General features: G+C 65.1%; 1 protein-coding gene. It reads right to left on the bottom strand.

The features are described from left to right. Positions 1-883 (bottom strand): IS110 family RNA-guided transposase (locus HLH25_RS19890; protein WP_220791934.1); only part of this gene is annotated, 883 nt, incomplete at its 3' end. Positions 884-951 lie beyond the last annotated feature (68 nt).

Here is a 951-nt window from a genome sequence, read left to right as displayed (position 1 = left end):
GGATGACGAGAAGCTGGCGTGCGATGGCGATAAGGATGGTCTTGGGTGCCTTGCCCTTGGCGCGCATCCTATCGCGCATGGCGATGAGCGCAGGCACGCGGCGGGACGCGGACAGGGCTGCGATATAGAGGGCTTCGCGGACCTTTCGTCGTCCGCCCCAGATGCGTCGTGCGCCCTTCCATGTGCCGCTTTCGCGTGCATGGGGTGCCAGACCGGCAAGAGAGGCGATCTTGCGGCGACACAATGTGCCGAGTTCCGGTAGTTCGCCGAGCAGGACGGCCATTACGGTCGGGCCGATGCCGGGCACGGCGCTCATCAGGGCGGCCTGTTCCGCGAGCGCGCGATCTGCAGCGATTATGGCTTTGATGCGTTGATCGAGCACGCTGATCTGGGTCGAGAGCAGAGCGATCATGGCGTCGATCTGCTCGGCGATGTCATCATGGCCTGCGCTGTGACGGCGCAACTTCTCGGCCTTGCGCATGTCGACCAACTGCCTGCGGCGACGTAAGAAATCGGCCAATGTCGCACGGGCCGGACTGACCGGACGGGTGACAGGCAGATCCAGGGCCGCGCCCATCTGGGCCAGCACGCGCGCATCGACGCGGTCGGTCTTGGCCAGAACGCCGGTTGCGCGGGCGAACTCGCGGGCCTGACGCGGATTGACGCGCGAGAACGGATGCGCGCGTTCGGTCAGGGTGGCGATGAGGATGTCGTCGCAGCCGCTGGTGGCCTCGAAAACGACGAGCTTTTCGGGCGTGAGCGTTTCGGCCCATTCGGCGATGGCGTCACGGGTATTGGGAATGCGCTGCGTCCGGCCGGCCGGCAGATCGCAGAGATCGAGGAAGGCGCGCGAAAGATCGCAGCCGATGACGGGCTGTGGCATGGTGAGGGCTCCTGTCCATGTCATGCGGGATCGAAAGTCCCAAGCAACTGTTCAGGGTTGAGCAAAGG

Origin of the sequence: Gluconacetobacter dulcium, from assembly GCF_014174165.1 — a bacterium.
Taxonomy (GTDB): Bacteria; Pseudomonadota; Alphaproteobacteria; order Acetobacterales; family Acetobacteraceae; genus Gluconacetobacter; species Gluconacetobacter dulcium.
The sequence above is the reverse complement of the archived record's forward strand: the minus strand, read 5'-3'. Positions and strand labels throughout refer to the sequence as shown.